Source organism: Paenibacillus sp. FSL F4-0125 (assembly GCF_038008565.1).
Lineage (GTDB): Bacteria > Bacillota > Bacilli > Paenibacillales > Paenibacillaceae > Paenibacillus_AQ.
On the sequence record NZ_JBBOZJ010000001.1, the window covers coordinates 3,578,660 to 3,600,266 of the forward strand.

Here is a 21,607-nt window from a genome sequence, read left to right on the forward strand (position 1 = left end):
ATAGTTCATAAGAACTCATAATATGAGTATAACCTATTTTAGGAACGAAAGGGATGGTAAAGATTATATGGGTATAGGACTTAGTTTGACGTTGGTGGCTATTTTGATTATTTTAACCGCTTTTTTTGTAGCAACGGAATTTGCATTGGTGAGACTTAGAGGTAGCCAGATCAGTCAAATGGTGATCGATGGAAAGAAGAATGCGTTAGCTGTACAACGGGTTTCCGCTAATCTTGACGGGTACTTATCCGCGTGTCAGCTCGGGATTACGATCACTGCTCTGGGTATTGGTGCATTAGCAGAACCGGCATTTGAGCAACTGCTCCTTCCGGTATTCGACTGGGCTAACATTAGTTCAAGTGTGAGTCACCCTCTTGCTTTTGCATTTGCATTCATTATTGCAACATTCCTACACGTCGTTGTCGGTGAACTTGCTCCGAAGACGGTAGCTATAAACATTCCGGAAAGAATTGGTCAAATTACATCACCGCTGATTATTTGGTTCTACAGAATTTTGTACCCACTCATTTGGTTTATGAACGGTTCCGCAAATTTGCTTGTTCGCCTTTTCGGGATGAAGCCTGCCAGTGAGCATGGAGACGCACATAGTGAAGACGAGATTCGTTTGATCTTGTCCGAGAGCTATGAAAGTGGAAAAATCAATAAAGCTGAATATGGCTATGTAAACCGTATCTTTACTTTTGATGAGATGTTGGCGAAAGAAATCATGGTTCCACGAACCGATATGGTATGTCTTTTCACCAATCATTCATTGAAAGAAAATTTCGAGATTATCCGCAAGGAACAATATACTCGTTTCCCGGTTGCAGAGGGCAGCAAGGATAATATCATCGGAATGATCAATACAAAACAGCTTTATTTGCAATATGATAACAATCCTGATTTTGATTTCAAAAGCTTGATCCAGCCTGTCCTGACCGTATCTGAGGTAACACCTGTTAAGAATCTTTTAACACGTATGCAAATGGAGCGGGTGCATATCGCCCTGCTGCTTGATGAATATGGCGGAACGTCTGGACTCATTACAATTGAAGATATTTTAGAAGAAATCGTTGGTGAAATTCGAGATGAATTTGACGGTGATGAACGCAGAGAAGTTGAGAAAATTAGCGATACAAATTATCTGTTCGACGGTAAGGTGTCTCTAATTGAGGTCAAGGAACTCACCGGTCTTGATTTCGAAGATGAGGAAGTGACTACTATTGGAGGCTGGCTATACAGCCATATCCCAGATCCAGCCGTTGGTAAAAGTATTGTTCATGACCACGTAACCTTAATCATTCGTGAGATGAACAGATATCGTGTACGCAAGGTTGAAGTCATCATTGAGACTACAGAGAACACTGAATCTTCAGAGTTAGAGCATTCATAAGCTCTTAAACATAAAAAAAGGGTAGAGTCATCAGATTAAATCTGATCCTCTATCCTTTTTTCTTGTACCAGAATCTTACTCATGTAATATTCATCTACCCACTGGCCATCAATCATAAGCGATTTTCTTTTCGTCCCTTCGATCTCAAACCCATTTTTGAAATAAAGAGAGATAGCCAGCTCATTATGTGCCATGACTGTTAGCTCAAGTCTAACAATCTCAGTATCCCTAGCCCATCTATCCAACTCTCGGAATAGAGCCGCGCCGATTCCCTGACCTTGATATTGTTTCAGAATGCCAATGACTATGTACGCACTATGGCGATTGCGTCTAACACTTCCACCTCTAATCGACATAAAACCGATCAAAGAGTTATCTACCTCTGCACCAATAAGGATTGAAGTATCTGCTGAAGCGAGGCTTTCGATCATCTCTTTGACCTGATGAAGACTTGATTGTCGTTCGTCAGGTTCTAATAACATAAATTTCGTTTCCTGATCCAACTGATGCTGCAGACGAAGTAATTCCTCTGCATCCTCTGGAATCAGCACTTTAAGGGTAACCATCATCTCATCACTTCCAATCATAAATAGCTATAAGTACTTTTTGAACAGCTTACTGGAGCTGCTATTGTATCCAAGATGTTCGTAAAATTGATGTGCATCCTCCCTTCTGACCGCACTCGATAACATGATCTTAAGGGCTCCCCTAGAGGTGGCTACATGCTCAGCGTATCTCATTAATTTTGCACCGTGTCCTTTCCCTCTCACCTCTTGTGCTATGATAACTCTTTCAATGACAGCAAAGGGTCGATCGTCACATAAAGCATCCATACACAAATGAAGATGAAGCGTCCCAACAATAATTCCTTCTTCTTCGCACACATAAAGAAAGCTATCCGTATTCTCAGCGATCCGCTTCAGTCGTTCTGGTGACACTTGAATAGCTGTTTGCTCAGGTAACAACATTCGATAAAGACTTTCAATATACACAGCGTCTTCAGGAACAGCCTCTCTTATCATCTGTCTATTCCTTTCTTACTCAATTTAACAACGACAGACCATGATCACATTCCCATCAGGATCTTTAAAATTAAACCAATGGTCATGCTCGATATCTGTAAGAATCTCACCACCATTTGCTTTCACATAATCATAAGCAGCATCTATATCTTCAGTATTTAAATGAAAAGAGGGAATATTAAGAACGGATTCAGAAGTGTAAATTTTGCTGTCTAATACGATTTCCGGTCCCTGCATGGGGATCACGTATAAATGCCCGAATAATACTTCACCATCCAAAGGTAACCCAAGTAATTGACAATACCATTCTTTAGATTTCTCAATATCCTTTACCGGAATAAAAACCGCACCAATCTGATTCAGAATCGGACTTATCACCATTAAGAAAGCCTCCTCTTTAAGTTTGCAGAATAGGGTGTTATTCTAGAATAATTCGATAAAATATGTCAATTACCTCCCTCCCCTTAGGGAAGGTCTGGTAAGTTATGTTATAATTTTGTGAGCACTACTCTAATTTCACGTATGACAGGAGAATTGAATTGGCTAACCTGAACTTCGGTGGATTGAAACTAACTCCACCTAAAGTCTTATCACTAGGATTTGTAATACTTATCACCGCCGGAACTATATTGCTCAGTCTCCCGGCCTCTTCAGTAGAAGGGAAAATTTCTTTTATTGATGCATTATTCATGGCAACATCGGCAACCTGTGTTACTGGTTTGGCAGTCATTGATACAGGGACACAGCTGACTACCTTTGGACAAGTTGTTCTACTCGTATTATTTCAGTTCGGTGGGCTGGGTTTTGTAACAATGGCTACATTGATTACTTTGGTCCTTAATAAACGAATATCCTTAAAAGAGCGAATTCTTATGCAAGAATCCATGAACCAAAATTCGATGCAAGGTATTGTACTGCTAATCCGCAGAGTGCTGATTTATTCCCTTGTTATTCAGCTTTCGGGTGCCTTTTTGTTTACCTTAAGGTTTATTATGGACATGCCTTTTGGGAAAGCTGTCTATTATGGAATTTTTCATAGTATATCTATCTTTAATAATGCAGGCTTCGACCTGTTTGGTGACATTCACGGACCCTTTAGCGGACTTACTCGGTATGTTAATGATCCTATTGTTAACTTTACCTCGATGGCCCTCATATTCCTTGGAGGGATCGGATTTATCGTCCTATCCGATGTGTTGGACTTTCCTAAACGCAAAAAGCTAACACTTCATTCAAAGGTTGTTCTTTCAACCTCTGCCATATTGATTGTCATTGGTGCTGCTCTATTTTTCTTGTTGGAGTTTAATTCTACGCTTAAGCCGTTGAGTGCAGGTGGGAAGATGATGGCCACCTTATTACAAGCGATAACGCCACGTTCAGGCGGTGTCACCACGATTGAAATACCACTTTTGCGGGAATCAACACAATTTCTTATGATTATGCTAATGTTCATAGGAGCTGCGCCTGGGTCTACTGGTGGGGGAATTAAGATTACTACATTCGCTATTCTGGTGGCTGCGGTATCTGCAAGGTTACGGGGTAAAGAGGATATTGTAATGTTTCGTTACCGGATTGCTAAAGAAAATGTCTATAGAGCTGTGACAATGACATTAATGTCTCTGATGCTAGTTGTCATCGCTACGATGTTGTTATCCGTAACAGAGGAGGCTGATTTCCTTGCCGTACTCTTTGAATCCGTATCGGCATTCGGGACTTCCGGTCTCTCCATGGGACTTACACCAGAACTGACTACTGCGGGTAAACTGCTCATCATTATTCTAATGTTTCTGGGTCGGACAGGTCCGCTTACTCTAGCTTATGCACTCAAGCCTAAGGGAAGTAAGGAACTTTACCGCTATCCTGAAGGAAAGATTACTATCGGTTAAGGTGTGATGTAACCAGCGGCAATCAATATTGCCGCTGGTAATCACATCAACAATTCAATGTTTTACTCTTCGACAATCTCTTGTTTATCTAGTGCTGCATCAAGCAACTGATTGTATATATCATCATCATTCTCAAGCAGCGCGTCAGTTTCTAAGAACTGCTCTTCGCTTCCAGGTTCATCTGCAAAGCTTAGGCTGTAATCCCATTCCGTTCCTCTTGTACTGAAAAAAGTAATCTCATATGGAGCCTTATGGTTTTCGAGAGTGAATATCGTCCTCCCTACATAGCTTTTATCCTCTTTACGGCTCATTTCAGCACTTACGATCTCTAAATTCATCCGCTAATCGTCCTTCCTTTCATCAAATCATTTCCTCTCTCAGTATAGCATTGAAATGAATGTAATTCCTCCATTTACACTGTAAATTCCATGTAATTGACTTTTTTCATCCGGCGGTTAATAATTTAGTACAATACTTATTTAGTACCAAACTATTAGCAAATGGAGGAAATATCGATGACTGATTTCGAAGCAAAGCTTAGTAAATATGCAGATCTAGCTGTGCAAATTGGGGTTAACGTTCAACCAGGACAAATTCTAGTGGTGAATGCGCCGATTCTTGCAGCAGATTTTGTTCGTATGATCACCGCTAAGGCATATGCGATTGGAGCAAGCTTGGTGAAGGTAAACTGGAGTGATGCGAGCATTACACGCCAGCAGTTTGAACATGCTGCTCCAGAAGTGTTCACTGAACCTCCTACTTGGTACGCAGGTGAAATGACCGAACTCGCCGAGAAGGGTGCGGCTATTCTTAACGTGATCGCGGAAGATCCTGATGCACTTAAGGGCATCGATCCCGTGCGCATTTCCAATTATCAAAAAGTTCGGGGAGCCGCACTCACCAAATATCGTGAAATGCAAATGTCCGACAAAGTTAGCTGGAGTATTGTTGCAGTACCATGTCAGGCATGGGCAGATAAAGTATTTCCGGATGTTCCAGCTGAAGAGCGTGTAAGTAAACTTTGGGAGGCTATTTTCCACACCGTACGCCTTGATCGTGAAGATCCGGTAGCTGCATGGCAAGAACATCTCGACACCTTAGATCAAAAAGCAAATGTACTCAACTCAAAAAAATATAAAAAGCTGCATTACATAGCACCTGGTACGGACCTAAGCATCGAGCTTCCAGAAGGCCATATTTGGGCACAAGGAGACAGCATTAATGCTAAAGGTCATTCTTTTGTAGCCAATATGCCTACCGAAGAAGTATTTACTGCTCCCCTAAAGACTGGTGTAAATGGCACCGTACGAAGCACAAAACCTCTTAGCCATGGTGGCAATATCATCGATGGATTCTCTATTACTTTTGAGAACGGACGAATTGTAAGTGTTAGTGCAGAGCAAGGCCAAGAAGCACTAGAACACCTCATTAGTATGGATGAAGGAGCAAAATACCTCGGTGAAGTTGCATTAGTTCCTCATAAGTCTCCTATCTCTGAGTCCAATATTCTTTATTACAATACCTTGTTTGATGAGAATGCATCCAATCACCTAGCAATAGGTATGGCTTATGCTTTCTGCTTAGAAGGCGGTAAAGATATGACTCCTGATGAACTGATTGCACATGGATTGAATAATAGTGTCACCCATGTGGATTTCATGATCGGTTCAGCGGAGATGAACATTTATGGTATCTCTGCTGATGGAACCGAAGAACCTGTATTCCTAAATGGAAACTGGGCGTTCTAATTATTGCAACTATGAAATAAAAGACTAGAGATATTGGGAGGAGTTGAGACTATGTTGGATTTCAAGCAAAAACTTGAAAATTATGCGTTGCTGGCAGTGAAGATTGGTGTAAATATCCAACCTGGGCAGACCCTTGTTGTAAATGCCGACATCGTTTCTGCAGAACTAGTACGTCTTGTGGTACGAAAAGCCTATGAAGCGGGTGCGAAACTCGTCAAGGTTAATTATAGTGACGAGGTTGTTACGCGGACACGTTATGACCTTGCTCCCTCCGATTCCTTCTTGGAACCGCCGCAATGGCAAGCGGATGAATTGGAAGATCTGGCTAAAAAGGGGGCTGCATTTCTTTCAATAACTTCAACGAACCCAGATCTATTGAGCGGTGTTGAAGCAGGAAGAATTGCGGATAATCAGCGGATCTCCGGACAGACATTAGCTCCTTATCGTGAACTGTTAATGGGGAATCACGCGAGCTGGAGTATTGTAGCCTTCCCATCACCATCGTGGGCGGCAAAGGTATTCCCTGAGGCAGCACCTGATCAGCAGATTGATTTGCTATGGGAAGCTATCTTTAAAGCCACACGTGCGGATCAAGTTGATCCTATTCAAGCCTGGAGTCAACATTTAGAGGGTCTAAAAGCACGTTGTGTTACATTGAATGATAATAAATTCCGTAAGCTGCATTATACAGCGCCAGGAACCGATTTGACGATTGAGCTTCCTGCGGGGCATATTTGGTGTCAGGCGGGAGCTGTTAATGGTAAAGGTGTTCCTTTCCTCGCCAATATCCCAACTGAAGAAGTATTTACTGCCCCACTGAAGTCTGGTGTGAACGGTAAGGTAAGCAGCACAAAACCGCTTAGCTACGGGGGGAATCTTATTGACAACTTCACCCTCACCTTTGAGAACGGTAAAGTAACGGATTTCACAGCTGAACAAGGTTCAGAAACCCTGGCTTCCCTGATCGCGTTAGATGAGGGTTCAGCTTATTTGGGAGAAGTCGCGTTGGTGCCTTTCCACTCCCCGATCTCAGAGAGCGGTATTCTATATTACACTACGTTGTTTGATGAGAATGCATCCTGCCATTTGGCGTTAGGTGCAGCATATGCCTTTACCCTTCACGAGGGGACGACAATGACCAAAGAACAATTGCAGGAAAAAGGAATGAACCAAAGCCATACACATGTTGATTTTATGATGGGATCACCTGAAATGAGCATAGATGGTATTAAGGATGATGGAACAACCGTACCTATCTTCCGTGACGGCGATTGGGCTTAGTTTGTTCGCTTAAATTAATGTATAAATAAAATGCTAAACAACCTGCTTGGTTCCTCTTCCGAGGACAAAAGCAGGTTGTTTTTTTATTGCATACTAGATATCCAGAAAATAAATAGTCCAAATTTGAATAAAAGTTCGATAATTGTTCACACTATTGTTGATTTCCGTTCACAAATATGTCACAATACAGTTAAGGATTGAATTTCCAAGGAGGGGATTATCATGTTAAGAGATCCAATATCCAATGAAATTGACAGCGTTGAAGAAGAACAGCTAGAAATTCAAGCACCGGTGGATTCAAGAATTGTTGCATCTAATGCAATCAAATATACCGCCTATGTTATGCTGTTTTTCGGATTCTTGTATTTCCTGATTGCTTACTTGGCACCAATGTTGGAACAATAATGTGATGGATATGACTTTATTAGAAAACGCTTACGGTTAATCACTCTCATGGGAGTAGTGATTAACCGTTTTTATTGACTACAACATCGTTTCTTCTTATTTCCGTGAGAATGCTTTGTTCGTCCATGCCATTGCTGAAGGCGACCATATGTCACTCATTCCGGATTGTAACCAAGCAACAGCCTCTCCTCTGTCACCCTCAAATGTGGAAAGTCCGTTATCTTCCATCCAATGACTTACGGTCTCAAACGAGGTGCTACTCCAGCCATTTTTCTCTCCTTCTGCATTTTTGCGTTCTTTTACACCTGATATAACGATGTCTAGTGAAGCCTGGAGCTCCGAAACCGCATTATCGAATGCCGTCTTCATTTCTTTAGCTTTCATATTAGCTTCCGCACGAAGGATACGCGTATCAATCCCTTGATGTTCACGGATAATTTGTAGTAAGGCAACTGCTTCTCTGCTTGCCAATCCGTCATTATATCGTTCTTCTATAGATTTATTACTGCCTAAAGCTGCCACAAATGCTGGAAACCAATCTCTAGAGACTAAGATAGCTTTTTTCTTAACAAACTTTCCATATCCGGCTAGACCTTCACCAGGAAACCTTACACGCCATGACCACGGATCTAGCTCTGATCCTGTATGCCAATTCTCCGCTTTCGTTAATCCGTTTAAAGATGGGTGCTCAGGAATCAGGGTTGCAAGCGGCAATATCCCAATCTTGGCGACAATTGCTGCAGCTTCTTCAAAAGTGGTGACACTGCCTTCTTCAAATCCCTTATACATCACTTCATCATCTCCTATGTACTCCATTAATTTGACTTCATATTTCCTATCCCAGCAATAAAAGTGCTGATGAGCCGAGATAGGCTTACATTCGTATCAAGAGGCATTCCAAAACCGCCTTTTTGCTCCAAAGAGGCAAATCCATGCAGAATGCTTCGTAACCCGCGTACGGCATGAATTACTCCTTCCTCGCCTAATTGATAATCCTTCATCACATGAATGATCAGCTGCAAAATATGATCACTTGCCGTTTCCAGCTCCGTATTTGCCTGTTCAGGGGCTCGCAGCGTTGTCTCGTATAATCCTGGTCGGGCTCGTGCAAAGTCCACATATGCTCGCCCCATCGCCTGTACAGCGTCGTCTCCACTAAAGCCTTTAGCGGCGTTGTTTATTACATTGGAAAGCTCGTCTAGTCCATAAATCGCAAGTTGTGTGCGCAATTCCTGTAGCCCGTTAATATGATTGTATAAAGACGGAGAACGAACACCTAGTTTGTTAGCCAATGCGGCTAAGGTTACGGCCTCTATTCCTTCATGATCGGCGATTTCTGCTGCTGCAATAACTAGCGTACGACGATCTAATCCTGCTCTAGGTGACATTTTAATTACTCCTATCTTGAATCATTTGTGCTTTGTGAATAGCCTTCTCCATGGTTTGTACTGGGTTCCTAAGTAAGTCTCCATGTCCAGTAGCCAGTATAGTCGGGGGAGCCTCTAGAAGCTTAATCGCACTTTTTAATGCTTGTTCTTTACTCCAGGTTGCCATAGCCGGTAACGGAAACCAAGGAATAACGGTGCCTGAAACTGCGGTTCCTCGGAAGGTTTGAAATGCATCTCCAACGATAACAGCGCCGCTTCGAGAATCAATGAAAGACATAGATCCAGGAGTATGACCAGGAGTTAGAATTGCTGTTAATGAACCTATGGTATCTCCGTCATGGAGCAATACATCTGGTCTCGTTGTTACCTTCTTGGGCACGCCTCCCTTTATAGGAGTCTGAGGTTCTCCCTCACGAAGTGAACGATCTCCGCGTAGCAATGCCGCATCCCTTTCAGAAATGTACACCTGAGCGTCTGGGAGCTGCTTCTTCAGCTCATCCAGTGCACCTACATGATCGTCATGCGCATGCGTTAATATAATACGAGTGATCTTCTTATCTAATTTCGTTGCGGTATCTATAATTCCTTTTACACTGAACGGCATGGCTGCATCTATCAAAGTCAATTCATTCTCTTCCTCAATCAGGTAACAATTCACAGGAAACACTCTTGGCATCCAAGTCAGCTGTAGCAAAAAAGCTTCACGTGTTACTCTCATCATAACCCCTCCACAAAACTAATGGTATTAGCTTGAATATAAACTAATCATATTAGTTTAGCAAGAGCGAATGATACATTCTTCTAACCATGTAGATTTTTCTCTGTACAAACACTTTTACAAAAAACTAATCAAGAAACCCACGAACACCATCATAAACCCATGTGTACAAGACTTCTGAATTCAGTAATAATCAGCTCATCCTAAATCCTTGACCCTTTCAATCTTATTCCTCCCAAAAAATATCGTTTAATGATCGATCTAATGCCTTGCATATGGCTATGCACAATTTAAGTGTCGGGTTATAGTTCCCGGCTTCAATCAGGCCAATCGTCTGTCTAGTAACCCCTACTACTTCTGCTAACTGTTCTTGGGAAAGATCTTTTTGTACACGAGCCAGTTTCATCTTGATGTTCTTGTTCTCCCCCACGCCAATTCCTCCTTATGTAGATTCATCCATTTTACCCAATTGTAATCTATACCAATCATTGTGTACATTATATATTGCTTCTAACATGCTGACCGATATATCTACACGATTCAATATCACAGTTTCTTCGACGAGTTCTAAGCAACAAAAAAAGCACCCCTTCGGATGCTTTAGACATATATTCCGTTGAAAATTTCTATTCAAATACCGTATAGTCTCCTGCTTACTCCACTACATCGTTCTCTGGATAGCTATCAATGATCTGCAGTAGTTCCGAAGCATCCGTCCGTGGACGGCTGTCTGGCACGGTTTCCGGATATCCGGCATGAATCATGGCAATTATTTTCTCACCTGGCTTCACGCCAATTTTGCTGCGGAAATCAGGATTATTGATATAAGGATCGGTCTTCCAAATCGTGCCCACGCCCTGTTCCCAAGCCGCTAGCTGAAAGTTCTGTACAAGTGCGGAAGCTGCTGCAAAATCCTCATCCCACTCTCTCTGCCGAGGATCTTCAGGCATCACCACAATTAACGTTAAGGGAATATTTGAGATATATTCTTTTCGCTTAGCAGCCACTTCAGGATCAGAAAAAGCACGTTTCACGAAAGCAAATGCCGCTTCAGCCAAGAACTTTGTACCATCACCTTGAAAAGCAATAAATCTCCACGGCTCACGCACCCCATGATTGGGCGCCCATACCGCTATATTTAACAATTCCTCTAATAGACCTTGTGGCAGTGGATCTTTTTTAAAAAGCTTAATAGAGCGTCTTTCTTTTATTACTTCAGCTACGCTATTCTTTTGAGTCGGTTGAGTTTGTGTCATGAGATCCACTCCCTATAGTAATAATGATAATCATTATCATTAATGATACAGTATCTATCTGCCTTTTGCAAATAATAGAAACAAAAAAACACCGTTCCCTAAGGAACGATGTTGAAAGGCTTCAGCCGAAACGACCCATGATATATTCTTGTGTCATTTGATTCTCAGGATTAGTAAAGACTTTATCCGTCTTATCGTATTCTACAAGAGATCCCAGATAAAAGTAAGCCGTATAATCAGAAATTCGTGCAGCTTGCTGCATGTTGTGCGTCACAATTACAATGCGAAGCTCTTCTTTTAACTCCTTGATGAGCTCCTCAACTTTACCAGTAGAAACCGGATCTAGTGCGGAGGCTGGTTCGTCCAAGAGTAGAATTTGTGGGTTAACTGACAACGCTCTTGCAATACAAAGACGCTGCTGTTGTCCACCGGACAAAGCTAATGCTGAATCTTTTAAACGGTCCTTCACTTCATCCCATAATGCTGCTTTACGAAGGCTGCTCTCTACGATCTCATCAAGTGCTTTTTTTCCTTTAACACCATGGTACTTAGGTCCAAAGGCGATGTTATCATAAATGGATTTATAGAACGGATTCGGCTTTTGCCAAACCATCCCGATCTTCTGACGCAGTTTGATCACGTCTGTTCCAGGAGCATTAATATCAACGCCATCGATCCAGATGCTTCCTTTGGTTGTTGATCCGGAGATTTCGTCATTCATACGGTTCAGTGAACGAAGAAAGGTTGATTTACCGCAGCCGGATGGGCCGATCAGTGCAGTAACCGTATTTTCAGCAAAAGGAAGACTAATCCCCTTTACTGCCTCATATGTTCCATAAAAAATACTCAGGTCCTCGGTTTGAAAAGATTCACGCACTGCTGTTGCCGACGTTCCCATCGATTACTCCTCCTACATCTCTACTTTAGTTTTTAGGAATTAGTTCATTCTTTTTGAAGCTGTAAGCTTACGATAAATAAATCTACCGAAATAACGTGCTGCCAAGTTAAAGATTAACACCATAATTACAAGTACTGCTGAAGCTCCCGCTGCAATTTGCGCGGCATCAGGAGCAAGACCTTCACTATTTACCTTCCAGATATGAACAGCCAGTGTTTCAGCTGGACGGAAAGGATTCAGTGGTGAGTTTGGACTAAGCGGATTCCAGTTGGTGAAATCTAGTCTTGGACTACTCATTCCTGCAGTGAACATCAACGCGGCTGCTTCCCCAAAGACACGGCCAGCGGACAAGATAGTACCGGTAATAATGGTTGGTAATGCTACTGGAAACAACACGGAGGTTACGATTTTCCACTTGGACAATCCTAGTGCAAAACCAGCCTCTTTTTGTTGCTTCGGAACACTTCGGAAAGCTTGCTCAGTAATCCGAACCATCAGCGGTAGATTAAAGACCGTCAATGCCAGTGCTCCAGAGATTAAGGAAAAGCCAAGATTAAAATAGTTAACGATCAGCAATAGACCAAACAAGCCGACTACGATTGAAGGGAACGATGATAATACCTCAACAATTAAGCGAATAAAGCCGGTGATTTTCCCTGGACGAGCATATTCAGCCATGTAAATACCGGCACCCAGTCCAAGAGGTACTGTAATTATTAGCGTGAGTACCAAAAGGAATAAGGAGTTGAATAGCTGAGGGCCAATTCCTCCACCTGCTCGAATTTTTTGCGGTGCAGAGAATAGAAAATCCCAACTAATGTGACTAAGACCTCGAAAGAGGATATATCCTAATAGACCAACCAGAATAGCTACGATGAGCAATGCGAAAAACACAATAAGGCTAGTGGCAATTTTATTTACGGTTCTCGGCTTCAAATCTTATTTCTCCTTTCAAGCAGTCTCACAAAGAAGACAAATACAAAGGTCATCAGCATAAGAACCAGTGCCATACTCCACAGAGCATTATTGTGCGCAGAGCCCATGGTTGTGTTCCCCATTCCAAGCGTGATTACACTCGTCAGGGTAGAAGCTGATTCAAAGAGTGATTTTGGTACGAATGGCGCATTCCCAATAACCATCTGTACAGCAAGGGCTTCACCAAACGCACGTGCCATCCCCAGTACAATACCAGTCATAATAGCAGGAAACGTTGTCGGAATAATCACTCGAGAGATCGTCTGCCACCGGGTGGCACCAAGCGCATAGGAGGATTCCTTTAAATTTTGCGGCAATGAAGCCAGCGCGTCTGCAGCCACGCTTGTAATCGTCGGAAGAATCATGACCGAGAGCACAAGCGCGCCTGCAGCTACCCCGATGCCTTGACCAGGCAGGTTGTTGCGTAGAAACGGTACAATAACACTTAATCCGATGAAACCATACACAACTGAAGGGATACCTGCCAACAGCTCGATTACGGGCTGAAGCAATTTTTTGCCCCATCCTGGGACAATCTCAGTCATGAACAGCGCAGCGCAAAGGCTAAGTGGACTAGCAATCAATGCTGCAAGAAGAGTAACTAAGAAGGATCCAGTGATAAACGGAAAAGCACCAAAGGATGGCGTATCTGCTTCAGGTGACCACTTTGTTCCGAATAGAAAATCAGTAACGCTAACATCGCCACTTGTGAAAGTTGAAATACCTTTAGACGCCACAAAATATACCATCGATACAATGATTGTTATCAATAGCAGTACACAGAAGGACATATATGTACGTCCCACAAAATCTTCAATATGATGTTTCTCGATGCGTGAGTTCTTTAGTTTCACCCTCAATTGCTCCCTCTTTCTAAAGTGAAAAGAGAGGCAGATGTATCCGCCTCTAATCACTTGAGATTCTAATCCTTACAAATTACTTAGAAGTAAATTACTTAGTTGTAACATTTCCTGCAACGTCACGAGTAACTTGCATTTTTACTGCTGGAATGTATCCAAGCTCAACGACTTCACCTGTTTGTACTTCGTCTGTCAAGAAAAAGTCAAGGAATGCCTTTACTGTTTCATTTGGTTCGCCGTTTGTGTACATGTGCTCGTAAGCCCATACTGGATATTTACCAGAAATAACATTGTCTACAGATGCTTCTACACCATCAAGGCTAAGTGTTTTGATTGAATCATCAAGGTATGAAAGAGCCAGATAACCGATAGCCCCTGGAGTTTCTCCGATCATTTTCTTAACAGTACCGGAGGAATCTTCTTGAATCGATCCTGGGATATCTTCAGTTTTAGTTCCAAGTGCAAAGCTTTCAAAGGTTGCGCGAGTACCGGAGCTGCCTGGACGGTTGATGATTTGGATTTTTTGATCCGCTCCGCCAACTTCTTTAAAGTTTGTAACTTTTCCTGTGAAAATATCGATAAGCTGTTGCTTAGTCAAGCTGTCCACACCAGCATCCGGATGAGTTACTGCTGCGATCGCTACTACTGCTACTTGATGATCTACAAGAGCTGCTGCTTTTTCTGCATCTGCATCTTTTAGTTTTTCTTCTGCGAATACGTCAGAGTTACCGATATCTACTTGTTTCTCAGCTACTTGAGTAAGACCAGTACCACTACCGCCGCCTTGAACCTGAATGTCCACACCAGCATTTTTATCCATGAAATTCTCGGCTACCAGCTCAACCAATGGTTGTAGTGCTGTTGAACCTGAAGCTAGAATCGAACCACTTATTTTAGCGCCGCTACCTTCATTTGTAGCTGCAGCGTTTCCTCCCGTGTTGTTTGCCCCACCATTACCGCAGGCCGAAAGTGCCAGTACGCTTGTTAAAGCCAAAGTCATAACCCAAGATTTTTTGAATTGCATTGTTTTGTCTCCTCCTAAATGTTTTGTTAGCACGGCTTCCTCATACAGTTCATACGGAACTGGCTTCGAAAGCTTTAACATGGTGTTGTGGAGCTTTGGCCCCCATATGCTTGTTTACTGTAAAATTGCATTGTACGCATATGTTATTGTTGTTGTCGGGAGCTTCTTGGCCCCTCTGACTCTTCTTATTCTAGAGCTCGTTCGTTAGAGAAACTTCTTAACTTTGTAAAGCCAACGATAAAAATACCAATATAAACTATATATATGTATAGATTTAATCTATAATGGACATATAATTTGTTATTCAACTAAGCTTTGTGCGGAGGAAAGTCATGAATATTATGAAATTAAAGATCGTTATCCTACTTGAAAAATATAAGAAAGTAACCGATGTAGCTGCTGAGTTAGGCCTTAAACAACCCACTGTATCTTTTCATATGAAGAATCTAGAGAATGAATTTGGAACACCTTTATTCCTATATCGAAGTGGAAGAGTACTACTCACAGATGCAGGTCGGGCCCTTTATCAATATGCACTTAAGATTGTCTCACTTACGTCTGAAGCTGAACGCACTGTTAAACAGTTTGCTTCCCCTTCACAAGGTACATTAAAGCTGGAAGCAAGTTATATTCCTGCAACTTATATTTTACCTAAAGCGATAATCCAATTCATGAAACAATATCCGGGGATTAATAATTCCATGACGATCCAAAGTGATTCTTTGTTAAAGGAACGACTCCGAAGCCGAGAAATTCAAATGGCTATTTTACACACTTCTGATTGGTATGATGAGTCCTTTAACTTTCAGCTCATTGTCCGCGACGAGCCTGTGCTCATTTTCGCACCTGGTCATCCATTCGAAACTATAGAAAAATTAACACCGGAACAGATCGCACTTGAACCTTGGATTCAGCATGAGGTTGGCTCTTGTTTACGGGGATTTGCAGATCAATGGGCAGAATTAAATCATTTTCGTTTATGGAACCGATCCGAGTTGAACTTACCTGAGACCCTAAAGAAGCTAGTCAGTGAGGGGGGTGGCGTAGGAATTTGTTCTAAAGCTAGTATTGAAGCAGAACTTGAATTAGGTCGTCTTTCTTATGCTCCTCTACCGGGAGTTTTACCTGAGAGCGGTGGTTTTGTTCTGGCGTGGCGAAAAGATCATATATTAACGCCGTTACAGCAGTCTTTTGCCGACATATTAAATAACTTATAGGACCTTATACTTTAACAAAAGAGAGAATCCAAAGCCTTAACGGTTTTGGACTCTCCTTTTTTTATTCTATAAAAGGAAACATTAACTTTTCATTCTCGGTTGTATACATATTTTCCTTTGTAATGAATTCGGAGCCTGTATCCATAACAGAATCTACTTTATGACCTGAAACGGCTTCAAGTGCAGTTTTCACGGCCAGGTACCCCATGGTAAAAGGTTTTTGAATCACCGTGCCCAGCATAATTTCCTTCTCCAGCAAATGAACCTCACTACTTGAATTGTCGAACCCCACCAGCTTCACTTTTGATTTTAAGCCCAAATCCATAATTGCCAGACCCGCTCCTAATGTAGATGGCTCGTTTAAGCCAATGATTCCCTTCAGTTGCGGCTGATTCTTCAGAAGTTCAACAGTTAATTGGTATGCCTTCTGTGAAGAACCGTTGCTAAAAAGGGTATCGTGCACATGATCTACTCCATTCTGAGATAAAGCATCACGAACCCCCTTCTCCCTCTCAATAGCGGTAGCGGAGCCTGGTACAAAATTCATAATGGCGACTTGATCGTCGCTATGAATATTTCCAATCAACTCCTGCGCTGCTTTACGTCCTGCTTCGTAATTATCTGTGGCGATAAAGCTTTCTGATACACCGCCGTTAAGTCCTGAATCCACCGTAATAAGAGTGATGCCAGCAGCCTTAATCCGCTCTGCAACCGGAACGAGACGATAATAGTCGGTAGCAGCTAAAATAATGGCATCGGGCTTCTCCTCAATCGCCTGTTCCAGCAGTTGAATCTGCTTATCCACATCTAGCTCGGTATCTGTTCCAATCGTATGGACATCTGCACCGAATTCCTTGGCTGCAGTCGCCACACCTTGTTTCATTACCTCCCAGAATTCAATACTGGTGTCGATAGTCTTAGGAACGTAGATAATGGTTCTGACTTTTGGATCAAGCTCATTCGTAAACATACGATAACCTACCCACCCGAGCGCTATTATGAAGAATAACAATAGAGCGGACAGGCCTATTTTCGACCATAGTGAGCTCATGGATTCTCCTCCTCATAGAGCGCAGGAATTCTTAAAGTGACCGTCGTCCCTTCTTCCATTTCACTTTCAAAAGACAAACCGTAATGATCTCCGAAATAAAGCTGAATGCGATGGTTCACATTCGCGACACCTACTCCACTACCCATCCTGTAATCTGCTTTTTGAAGCAGTAACTTGCCCATCTGCTCTGGATTCATGCCTACACCATTGTCAATTATCTGAATGGTAATATCGTTGTGCTCTCTTTTCCCCCTAATCAGGATGTGGCCTTGCTCAGGATTATGTTTTATCCCATGATAAATCGCATTTTCAACTAAGGGTTGAAGGACTAATTTCAATATACTGCATTTAAGAATATCTTCCTGCAGCTCTATTGAATAAGTGAATTTATGGCGATAGCGCATGTTCTGAATCGTTAAATAGTGCCGAATATGTTCTAGTTCTCGTGCGATCGGGATCAATTCCTCACCCTCACCAATTGTAGAACGCAGCAGCTTCGACAATGATGAGGTCATTTCTACCACCTCCTCCATCTTTCCGGTCTCTGCCATCCAGATGATTGATTCTAGGGTATTATACAAAAAGTGGGGCTTAATCTGTGCTTGTAGTGCCTTCAACTCACTCACACGCTTCATCTCTTGCTCCATCACAATCTGACTCATCAACTCTTTAATCTTCATAATCATCAGGTTAAATGTTCGGGCGAGCTTGCCAATTTCGTTCGGGCTCTCAATTTCCACACGAATGTCGAACTCTCCGCGTTCAGCTTTTTTCATGTTTATTTCTAGATTCTTAAGTGGCTTAGTTAGTGCGTACGAAAGAAGTACAGATATAGCCATGGCAAAGATGAGACTTACAGCTCCCCATAAAGCGGCGGTCCCTTGCATCTGCTGTTTGTTAGCAACCAGATCATCCGGATAGGTCACCCCTACAATCTTCCAGCCAAAGCTGGTTGTATCCACCGTGTACAGCTTCTGTTCGTTCCCAGTGTTCACTGTAACCGACCCGCTTTTAATCCCAAGAACGGTTTCCAATTGCTCAAACTTAAGCTGCGAGTAGATCAGCTGCTGTTGAGGATGATAGACTAGGCTCCCTGACGGATCTACGATGAATACATAACCGCGTTTTCCCAGTTCGATTTGTTTGCACAAATTGTTAATAACGCTGTAATTAAGATCTACAAGCAGCACACCCTGTCGATCTGCTTCCATTTCTGAAAAGGTATCTGATAGCTTTCTACTGATCGACACTACCCATCGGTATTCATCCTGAAATAAGTGCTGCACATGTGAAGAGGAGACAGCCACTCCCGTCTGGTTCAAAGCTTGCTGATACCACTCTTGAGCAATCAACTCAGGAAGCGGTTTCAAAACCGCGTCCAGTCGATCTGAAACCGTTATCCCCTCCGAGCTTGCATACACTATAGAAGAAATGTCGGTGCGGGATTGGACGACAGATCGAAGATATTGGCTGGCTAACTGCTTATCTTTGACTTTCCCTTCTTGTCCCGAACTCGAACCTTTTACATATCTCTCAAGATCACTACTAGTTAATACCAAAGCAGCAATACTCTCCATGTTGCTAATATAATTCTCGATATTCAGTTTTACTTGTTCTATTAATTGTGAAGTATAGGCTACGGAATTCCCCATGACGGCAGCTGAGGAGAGTCGGTATGAGGTATAGCTCAGAACTATAGTTGTGCAGAGAATAAGAAGGGAAAAAGAAATAGCGATATTATTATGAATACTTCGACTTCGGAAGAAGCGATGAGGGTTCATAGAAGGAGATTCTCCTTCTGTCGCTGTCTATATTCCTTCGGTGTGATCCCAACATTACGTTTGAAAATCACACTAAAGTACTGAGGATCAGCATAGCCAACTCTAGCAGCGATGTCATAAGTCTTCAACTGTGTGACGGTAAGGAGCTCTTTAGCTTTTTCCAAACGGAGACGAGTCAAATACTCAATAAAAGTCTCTCCAGTATGCTGTTTAAAAGTCGCACTGAAATAACTGATGCTCATAAAAATATGGCTGCACAGCTCATTAAGTGAAAAGCTGTCATTACAATAATTCTCCCGAATATAAGCTTCTGCTGCTTTCATCTGAGAGGTTCTGACGGTTGTTCTTTGTTCCGATAGCTTGAGTATCAGCTCATGGCAAGTTCTCTCCAAATAATTCCTAGCTTCATCTAAAGTCTTAAGGGCTGCAACCTCAGCAAACATATTATGCGAAACAAGCTCTGTATTTGGGAATCCTATATCGACTACATAGTTCATTAGAGAAACGAGCATTTGGTAGATGCTACTGCGGCAATCTTCTATAGAAGAGCTGTTGCTCTTTAGCTCCTGAAACCACTTTGAGAGGACCTCCGAGATCGCTGATGCTTTACCGGTCTTCAACGCGGATATGAATTCTTTTTCCCATGAAGAGAAATGTGCTTGATCAAATCCTTTGCCAAACTCAAGATCCTGTATGGAGATAACCTTATCTATGCCTAAAAGATATCGATATTCTATGGATGAAATCGCTTCCTGAAAGGAGTGTGGAATTTGCTGCAAGCCAGCATATTTTCTACCGATGCCGATGGTTGCCGTCAGTTTCAAATACTTGTTCAAGCTGGTTTGTACTTGATCCGCAAGAAGTTGTGTTGTGACTTCGATCTCCTCGGAATCCCCTGATAAAATCGCGGCGAGTTTACCATCTCTCGTCTGAAACACCACACCGCCCTGCTCCTTTTCAAGTTGTTCCTGCACAATGTTAAAAGCGGCAAAGCGTAGCAGCTCCGCCTCTGAAGCAATATCCAGGCTCCGATTCTCAATTTCTATATCTATTACGATTGCAAGGTTAACCGCACCCCGCAGCTGTATATGGAAATAATTCATTTTATTTTCGATCTCTTCATTTCTCATTCGAGTAGTAACAAGCTTCTCCAGAAATCGTTCGCGTAACAAAGGAAAGCTCTGATTTAATTGCATGCGAAGCTTAGCAATATTGGCCTTTTGTAAATGCTCTTCATCTAAATCCTGCTTCATTTTGCATAGATACTCGGCAAACTCGCGAGCATTAATCGGTTTTAACAAATATTCAGTCACCTTCAAAGATATAGCCTGCTTGGCGTATTCGAAGTCTTCATAACCAGTCACGATAATGACCTTCATGTCCCGGTATCTTTCCATTACAGCTTTGGCCAATCCTAGTCCATCCATAAAGGGCATGCAAATATCTGTAATAATCACATCCGGTCGATACCGCTCTACTGCATCAAGAGCATCTCTGCCGTTATCGAAATCTCCAACAAGTTCAAAACCATGGTTACTCCATGCTATCTTCTGTTTAATCCCCTCACGAACCTCATCTTCATCATCAACTAGAATAATCTTATACATCCAACACCTCCTCAGCTATGAATTCATCGAATACTTATAATGTAAAAGTTTACCTTTTGGGATAAGCATAATAGAGGTTGCCTTCTTGAGGCAACCTCTATTATTAATCTCTTCTATTCGTACAGCAGAGGTTTGATCTCATCGGAATCTATATTGTTCTTATCGTACCAGTGAAACCCGGTGTCAATATTCTTTTCTACGGTTTCCCCTTTAATCGCCTGCACAGCTGCCTTCACCGCTTGATAACCGATACCAATGGGATCCTGTGTAACAGCGCCGGCCACAACACCACTTCGAATAGCATCCATTAACTGTTTACCGGAGTCAAATCCGATGACCACAATCTTTCCACCCATTTGCAATTCATTTACCGCATTAGCCACACCTACTGCAGATCCTTCGTTTGAGCCATAGATCCCTTTTAGGTCTGGATTTGCCTGCATCATCGCCTTTGCAAGATCCGTGGACTTCAACTGATCTCCACCGCCATATTGCGGTTCTAAGACTTCAATATCGGGATATTTCGCTTTCATTTGTTCTAAAAAGCCATCACGACGCTGTTGACCTGTGCTGCTCGTTTGATCATGTACGACTAGACCTACTTTACCCTTCTTGCCGATCAACTCAGCCATTTTATCAGCTGCCAAAGCTGCTGCCGCTTTATTGTCAGTCGCTGCTGTTGCTACAGGAATCTCGCTATCTACACCGGAGTCAAAGCCAATGATTGGAATATTGTTTTCCTTTGCCTTTTCCAGATATGGAATCGCTGCTTTGCTGTCTAGAGCTGCTAATGCGATGGCTGCCGGTTTCTTGTCTAGCGCCGTCTGTAGCATCTCAATTTGTTTATCTACCTGACTCTCGTTTTCTGGTCCTTCAAACGTAATCTCAACATTAAACTCCTTCGCAGCCTTCTCGGCTCCTTGCTTCACCGCTTGCCAGAATTGATGCTGGAAGCCTTTTGAAATGACTGGGATGTATGGTTTGTCTGAACCGGAAGCACTTTTTTTGCTATCACTGTTGTTACAAGCACCTAGTAAGGTAGTAGCCAGTAACAAACTGGCAAGCAAGATAATCCCTCTTCGACGTTGTTTCATTTA

General features: G+C 42.4%; 23 protein-coding genes. 6 read left to right on the forward strand and 17 right to left on the reverse strand.

What is annotated here, in order from left to right; all coding sequences use genetic code 11:
• Positions 1–67 precede the first annotated feature (67 nt).
• Positions 68–1,393, forward strand: coding sequence for a hemolysin family protein (locus tag NST74_RS15740; RefSeq protein WP_076120528.1), 1,326 nt, complete (start codon positions 68–70; stop codon positions 1,391–1,393).
• A 35-nt stretch (positions 1,394–1,428) separates the two neighbouring features.
• Here the strand turns inward: NST74_RS15740 and NST74_RS15745 are convergent, their stop codons facing one another.
• From NST74_RS15745 to NST74_RS15755, 3 genes are read right to left on the reverse strand one after another with little or no spacing between them, the layout of a single operon-like run.
• Complete coding sequence (locus NST74_RS15745; RefSeq protein WP_341113125.1) at positions 1,429–1,980, reverse strand: GNAT family N-acetyltransferase; 552 nt, start codon at positions 1,978–1,980, stop codon at positions 1,429–1,431.
• A 6-nt stretch (positions 1,981–1,986) separates the two neighbouring features.
• On the reverse strand, positions 1,987–2,415 hold the full coding sequence (locus tag NST74_RS15750) for a GNAT family N-acetyltransferase (RefSeq protein WP_341113126.1): 429 nt from the start codon (positions 2,413–2,415) through the stop codon (positions 1,987–1,989).
• Between the two features lie 24 nt (positions 2,416–2,439).
• Positions 2,440–2,796 carry a VOC family protein gene (locus NST74_RS15755; protein WP_375103045.1) on the reverse strand — a complete coding sequence of 119 codons (357 nt, stop codon included), beginning with the start codon at positions 2,794–2,796 and terminating at the stop codon, positions 2,440–2,442.
• 158 nt (positions 2,797–2,954) lie between these two features.
• On the opposite strand from NST74_RS15755, the gene NST74_RS15760 reads away from it, so the two are divergent.
• Positions 2,955–4,301, forward strand: a complete 1,347-nt coding sequence (locus tag NST74_RS15760; RefSeq protein ID WP_341113127.1) for a TrkH family potassium uptake protein — start codon at positions 2,955–2,957, stop codon at positions 4,299–4,301.
• Between the two features lie 62 nt (positions 4,302–4,363).
• On the opposite strand, the gene NST74_RS15765 is transcribed toward NST74_RS15760, so the two are convergent.
• Positions 4,364–4,639 (reverse strand): hypothetical protein, encoded by a 276-nt coding sequence (locus NST74_RS15765; protein WP_341113128.1) that lies wholly within the window; start codon positions 4,637–4,639, stop codon positions 4,364–4,366.
• A 177-nt stretch (positions 4,640–4,816) separates the two neighbouring features.
• Here NST74_RS15765 and NST74_RS15770 point away from each other — a divergent pair, with 177 nt between their 5' ends.
• The 3 genes from NST74_RS15770 (at position 4,817) to NST74_RS15780 (ending at position 7,735) form a co-directional block, all read left to right on the forward strand.
• Positions 4,817–6,049 (forward strand): aminopeptidase, encoded by a 1,233-nt coding sequence (locus NST74_RS15770; RefSeq protein WP_341113130.1) that lies wholly within the window; start codon positions 4,817–4,819, stop codon positions 6,047–6,049.
• 51 nt (positions 6,050–6,100) lie between these two features.
• Positions 6,101–7,330 carry an aminopeptidase gene (locus NST74_RS15775; RefSeq protein WP_341113131.1) on the forward strand — a complete coding sequence of 410 codons (1,230 nt, stop codon included), beginning with the start codon at positions 6,101–6,103 and terminating at the stop codon, positions 7,328–7,330.
• A 222-nt stretch (positions 7,331–7,552) separates the two neighbouring features.
• Entirely contained in the window at positions 7,553–7,735 is a 183-nt protein-coding gene (locus tag NST74_RS15780; RefSeq protein ID WP_042128123.1) for a hypothetical protein, read from the forward strand.
• A 96-nt stretch (positions 7,736–7,831) separates the two neighbouring features.
• On the opposite strand, the gene NST74_RS15785 is transcribed toward NST74_RS15780, so the two are convergent.
• The 9 genes from NST74_RS15785 to NST74_RS15825 form a co-directional block, all read right to left on the reverse strand.
• The gene (locus NST74_RS15785) at positions 7,832–8,524 is read right to left on the reverse strand and encodes an AlkZ-related protein (protein WP_341113133.1); all 693 of its coding nucleotides are present in this window, start codon (positions 8,522–8,524) and stop codon (positions 7,832–7,834) included.
• A 26-nt stretch (positions 8,525–8,550) separates the two neighbouring features.
• Positions 8,551–9,123, reverse strand: a complete 573-nt coding sequence (locus tag NST74_RS15790) for a TetR/AcrR family transcriptional regulator (protein ID WP_341113135.1) — start codon at positions 9,121–9,123, stop codon at positions 8,551–8,553.
• Between the two features lies 1 nt (position 9,124).
• Complete coding sequence (locus tag NST74_RS15795; RefSeq protein ID WP_341115901.1) at positions 9,125–9,841, reverse strand: MBL fold metallo-hydrolase; 717 nt, start codon at positions 9,839–9,841, stop codon at positions 9,125–9,127.
• A 226-nt stretch (positions 9,842–10,067) separates the two neighbouring features.
• Positions 10,068–10,247, reverse strand: a complete 180-nt coding sequence (locus NST74_RS15800; RefSeq protein WP_341115902.1) for a helix-turn-helix transcriptional regulator — start codon at positions 10,245–10,247, stop codon at positions 10,068–10,070.
• 247 nt (positions 10,248–10,494) lie between these two features.
• On the reverse strand, positions 10,495–11,097 hold the full coding sequence (locus NST74_RS15805; RefSeq protein WP_341113136.1) for a nitroreductase family protein: 603 nt from the start codon (positions 11,095–11,097) through the stop codon (positions 10,495–10,497).
• Positions 11,098–11,218: 121 nt separating this feature from the next.
• A complete protein-coding gene (pstB, locus tag NST74_RS15810) occupies positions 11,219–11,995 on the reverse strand; it encodes a phosphate ABC transporter ATP-binding protein PstB (RefSeq protein WP_042128132.1) in 777 nt (258 codons plus the stop codon).
• A 39-nt stretch (positions 11,996–12,034) separates the two neighbouring features.
• Positions 12,035–12,931 (reverse strand): phosphate ABC transporter permease PstA, encoded by an 897-nt coding sequence (gene pstA / locus NST74_RS15815; RefSeq protein ID WP_042128135.1) that lies wholly within the window; start codon positions 12,929–12,931, stop codon positions 12,035–12,037.
• Entirely contained in the window at positions 12,928–13,830 is a 903-nt protein-coding gene (gene pstC / locus NST74_RS15820) for a phosphate ABC transporter permease subunit PstC (protein ID WP_042128137.1), read from the reverse strand. Before pstC ends, pstA begins: the two co-directional genes overlap by 4 nt.
• 91 nt (positions 13,831–13,921) lie before the next feature.
• A complete protein-coding gene (locus tag NST74_RS15825) occupies positions 13,922–14,854 on the reverse strand; it encodes a phosphate ABC transporter substrate-binding protein (protein WP_341113137.1) in 933 nt (310 codons plus the stop codon).
• A 332-nt stretch (positions 14,855–15,186) separates the two neighbouring features.
• Here NST74_RS15825 and NST74_RS15830 point away from each other — a divergent pair, with 332 nt between their 5' ends.
• A complete protein-coding gene (locus NST74_RS15830) occupies positions 15,187–16,071 on the forward strand; it encodes a LysR family transcriptional regulator (protein ID WP_341113139.1) in 885 nt (294 codons plus the stop codon).
• A 61-nt stretch (positions 16,072–16,132) separates the two neighbouring features.
• On the opposite strand, the gene NST74_RS15835 is transcribed toward NST74_RS15830, so the two are convergent.
• From NST74_RS15835 to NST74_RS15850, 4 genes are all read right to left on the reverse strand, one after another.
• Complete coding sequence (locus tag NST74_RS15835) at positions 16,133–17,122, reverse strand: substrate-binding domain-containing protein (RefSeq protein WP_341113140.1); 990 nt, start codon at positions 17,120–17,122, stop codon at positions 16,133–16,135.
• Entirely contained in the window at positions 17,119–18,774 is a 1,656-nt protein-coding gene (locus NST74_RS15840) for a cache domain-containing sensor histidine kinase (protein WP_341113142.1), read from the reverse strand. Before NST74_RS15840 ends, NST74_RS15835 begins: the two co-directional genes overlap by 4 nt.
• 125 nt (positions 18,775–18,899) lie before the next feature.
• Entirely contained in the window at positions 18,900–20,510 is a 1,611-nt protein-coding gene (locus NST74_RS15845; protein ID WP_341113143.1) for a response regulator, read from the reverse strand.
• 113 nt (positions 20,511–20,623) lie between these two features.
• Positions 20,624–21,604 carry an ABC transporter substrate-binding protein gene (locus tag NST74_RS15850; protein WP_339286712.1) on the reverse strand — a complete coding sequence of 327 codons (981 nt, stop codon included), beginning with the start codon at positions 21,602–21,604 and terminating at the stop codon, positions 20,624–20,626.
• Positions 21,605–21,607 lie beyond the last annotated feature (3 nt).

Bases quoted from the DNA above. Each gene is read 5' to 3' on its own strand.
- NST74_RS15850 (WP_339286712.1), bottom strand. From the start codon at position 21,604: ATGAAACAACGTCGAAGAGGGATTATCTTGCTTGCCAGTTTGTTACTG.
- NST74_RS15775 (WP_341113131.1), top strand. From the start codon at position 6,101: ATGTTGGATTTCAAGCAAAAACTTGAAAATTATGCGTTGCTGGCAGTG.
- NST74_RS15770 (WP_341113130.1), top strand. From the start codon at position 4,817: ATGACTGATTTCGAAGCAAAGCTTAGTAAATATGCAGATCTAGCTGTG.
- NST74_RS15830 (WP_341113139.1), top strand. From the start codon at position 15,187: ATGAATATTATGAAATTAAAGATCGTTATCCTACTTGAAAAATATAAG.
- NST74_RS15745 (WP_341113125.1), bottom strand. From the start codon at position 1,980: ATGATTGGAAGTGATGAGATGATGGTTACCCTTAAAGTGCTGATTCCA.
- NST74_RS15845 (WP_341113143.1), bottom strand. From the start codon at position 20,510: ATGTATAAGATTATTCTAGTTGATGATGAAGATGAGGTTCGTGAGGGG.
- NST74_RS15835 (WP_341113140.1), bottom strand. From the start codon at position 17,122: ATGAGCTCACTATGGTCGAAAATAGGCCTGTCCGCTCTATTGTTATTC.
- NST74_RS15750 (WP_341113126.1), bottom strand. From the start codon at position 2,415: ATGATAAGAGAGGCTGTTCCTGAAGACGCTGTGTATATTGAAAGTCTT.
- NST74_RS15795 (WP_341115901.1), bottom strand. From the start codon at position 9,841: ATGAGAGTAACACGTGAAGCTTTTTTGCTACAGCTGACTTGGATGCCA.
- NST74_RS15785 (WP_341113133.1), bottom strand. From the start codon at position 8,524: ATGTATAAGGGATTTGAAGAAGGCAGTGTCACCACTTTTGAAGAAGCT.
- pstB (WP_042128132.1), bottom strand. From the start codon at position 11,995: ATGGGAACGTCGGCAACAGCAGTGCGTGAATCTTTTCAAACCGAGGAC.
- NST74_RS15740 (WP_076120528.1), top strand. From the start codon at position 68: ATGGGTATAGGACTTAGTTTGACGTTGGTGGCTATTTTGATTATTTTA.
- NST74_RS15840 (WP_341113142.1), bottom strand. From the start codon at position 18,774: ATGGGGAATTCCGTAGCCTATACTTCACAATTAATAGAACAAGTAAAA.
- NST74_RS15800 (WP_341115902.1), bottom strand. From the start codon at position 10,247: ATGAAACTGGCTCGTGTACAAAAAGATCTTTCCCAAGAACAGTTAGCA.
- NST74_RS15805 (WP_341113136.1), bottom strand. From the start codon at position 11,097: ATGACACAAACTCAACCGACTCAAAAGAATAGCGTAGCTGAAGTAATA.
- NST74_RS15790 (WP_341113135.1), bottom strand. From the start codon at position 9,123: ATGTCACCTAGAGCAGGATTAGATCGTCGTACGCTAGTTATTGCAGCA.
- NST74_RS15765 (WP_341113128.1), bottom strand. From the start codon at position 4,639: ATGAATTTAGAGATCGTAAGTGCTGAAATGAGCCGTAAAGAGGATAAA.
- NST74_RS15780 (WP_042128123.1), top strand. From the start codon at position 7,553: ATGTTAAGAGATCCAATATCCAATGAAATTGACAGCGTTGAAGAAGAA.
- NST74_RS15755 (WP_375103045.1), bottom strand. From the start codon at position 2,796: ATGGTGATAAGTCCGATTCTGAATCAGATTGGTGCGGTTTTTATTCCG.
- NST74_RS15825 (WP_341113137.1), bottom strand. From the start codon at position 14,854: ATGCAATTCAAAAAATCTTGGGTTATGACTTTGGCTTTAACAAGCGTA.